Source organism: Thiolapillus sp., assembly GCF_048562965.1.
In the GTDB taxonomy this organism is placed as follows: Bacteria; Pseudomonadota; Gammaproteobacteria; order Chromatiales; family Chromatiaceae; genus Thiolapillus; species Thiolapillus brandeum_A.
Window position 1 is genome coordinate 1 of record NZ_JBHNMF010000599.1, and the last position, 1,919, is coordinate 1,919.

At 53.6% G+C, this 1,919-nt stretch carries 2 protein-coding genes; one reads left to right on the forward strand and one right to left on the reverse strand.

Features of this window, described 5'->3' with window-relative positions; genetic code table 11:
* Nucleotides 1-134: 134 nt before the first annotated feature.
* The gene (gene trxC / locus ACOCD2_RS18165) at nucleotides 135-569 is read right to left on the reverse strand and encodes a thioredoxin TrxC (RefSeq protein ID WP_293647208.1); all 435 of its coding nucleotides are present in this window, start codon (nucleotides 567-569) and stop codon (nucleotides 135-137) included.
* Nucleotides 570-695: 126 nt separating this feature from the next.
* Here trxC and trxA point away from each other — a divergent pair, with 126 nt between their 5' ends.
* The gene (gene trxA, locus ACOCD2_RS18170) at nucleotides 696-1,556 is read left to right on the forward strand and encodes a thioredoxin (protein ID WP_293647206.1); all 861 of its coding nucleotides are present in this window, start codon (nucleotides 696-698) and stop codon (nucleotides 1,554-1,556) included.
* Nucleotides 1,557-1,919: the final 363 nt, after the last annotated feature.

Here is a 1,919-nt window from a genome sequence, read left to right on the forward strand (position 1 = left end):
AACGAGAGTTGGGGTCAGACCCCTGTTGAGACGGAAATTTTACGGGAGATATGGGGTACTGTCCATGGAAATCGTCGGGGACCCGGGGACTGCTTTTGGCCGGAAAGCATTTCATCCTGCCAAAAGCAGCAAGGCTACAGTTTCTGGCTCACCCAGGAAGCGATTCCCCGTGCATCCAGGGCGCCGGACATGCGATCGACTTCCTGACCGTTACGGAACAGGATCATGGTCGGAATGCTGCGAATTCCCAGTTGCCCCGCCAACTGCTGATGCTGCTCGGTATTCAGTTTGAGCATACGCACCTGTGGCTCCAACTGGGCCGTTGCCTGAGCAAAAGCCGGCGCCATCATCTTGCAGGGACCGCACCAGGGCGCCCAGAAATCCACCACCACTGGAATATCACTGCGCTGGATCTGCTTTTGCAGCATGGCATCATCCACTTCCGCCGGTGTTCCGGCAAACAGTGGCTGCTTGCATTTGCCGCATTTAGGGTGCTGCGCCAGCCGCTCCCGGGGTATTCGGTTCACGCCACCACAGTGGCTACAAACGACATGCAGACTTTCTGACATTTCTGGCTCCATAGTTGATTTGCTTCCTGGAAAATAGGGGCGATAAATCACCGATTCAAGAGAAGCTTGTAATTTCAGCGTGCTGCCCCAAAATAGACAGCAAACCAACAAACCTGTTTAATGTACATGAGCACTTCTCCCTATATCATTGAAATAACAAAAGATAATTACCAAACTGACGTTATTGAACGCTCTGCGCAGGTGCCGGTGCTGGTGGATTTCTGGGCGCCCTGGTGCCAGCCCTGCAAGATACTTATGCCCGTGCTGGCCAATCTGGCGGAACAATACGGGGAGAAATTCATCCTCGCCAAGATCAATACCGAAGAAGAGCAGGAACTGGCAGCACAATTTGCCATCCGCAGTATTCCCACGGTAAAACTGTTCGTCAACGGGCAGCCCGTTGATGAATTTGCCGGCGCGCTGCCAGAAGCGGATATCCGCAAGTTTCTGGATCAGCACATTCCCAGAGAATCCGATGCCCTTGTCGATCAGGCAGAACAGTTTCTGCTTCAGGGAGCCATTGACGATGCCCTGGCACTGCTGAAACAGGCCAAGACGGCGGATCCGGCCAACAGCAATATCGACATCGCCCTGGCACAGGCTTATGCCGCCTCCGGAAATGCGGAAAAAGCCCTGGAAATCGCCGACGGGCTGCCTGCAGATCTCCAGGAAAAGCCTGAAATCAGGGTATTGCGCGGTCTGCTTTTTTTCGAAAAACAGCTGGAGAATGCACCTTCAGAGGCTGCATTGCAGGAACGCCTGGACAGGGATGACAACGACAGCGAAGCCCGCTATCTGCTGGCTGTGCGGCAGGTGGTCGGCCAGCGTTATGAAGACGCCGCGCAAACCCTGCTGGAGCTCATGCGCAGGGATCGCAGCTTTGGTGACGATGCGGCCCGCAAAGCGCTGCTCAGGCTTTTCGATATTCTTGGTGACGACCCGTTGGTGCACCGCTACCGCAGCAGGATGATGAGCCTGATCTATTGACAGGCAGCGTGCGGTACGGGGAAATGCCGACATTTTCCATACGGCGAGCCGTCGGAAATAAAGGAAGCGGGAAGCCGCGTTTTCCGCTTTCGTGGCTAACTTTCATGAATCCTCTAGCCACACCCTGATTATGAAAAAAAACCTGTCCGTAGGTCGGGCTTCACCCCGACAACAGCTGCCAAAAAGGGGCAATGTCGGACTGAAGTCCGACCTACGGAAAATCAATGGCTGAAGTGTATTTCCACATCTAGAGTTTAGAGTAAGCAACATTGTTCCACCGTATATTTTCGGGTGAAATAAAGTTGCTATTTTGTTCATACTGCCCGTTAGAGCTTGTTCTATACGCTGATTGCTGCATCCTGC